Below are 272 nucleotides of genomic sequence, written 5' to 3'. Positions count from 1 at the left end.
GGAAACATCAATGTCGGTGTAGCAGTTGCAATTCCGGACGGATTGGTAGTTCCGGTTCTTAAGAATACAGACCAGATGAACTACACGCAGATTTCTGCCGCAGTAAAAGATATGGCAGCAAGAGCAAAAAACAAAGGTCTTAAAGCTAATGAAGTGGAAGGTTCTACTTTCTCAATTTCAAACTTAGGAATGTTCGGAATCGAAACATTTACAAGTATCATTAACCAGCCAAACTCTGCAATCCTTTCAGTAGGAGCGATTATTGAGAAGCC

At 40.8% G+C, this 272-nt stretch carries 1 protein-coding gene; it reads left to right on the top strand.

Annotated features, from left to right (window positions below):
- Positions 1-42: 42 nt before the first annotated feature.
- Positions 43-272, top strand: a 230-nt coding sequence (locus ACR9ZK_RS22000; RefSeq protein WP_481344079.1) for a 2-oxo acid dehydrogenase subunit E2, incomplete at its 3' end; no start/stop codon positions are given.

The sequence above is a fragment of the Monashia sp. HAY1-5C genome (assembly GCF_056755255.1).
The sequence above is the reverse complement of the archived record's forward strand: the minus strand, read 5'-3'. Positions and strand labels throughout refer to the sequence as shown.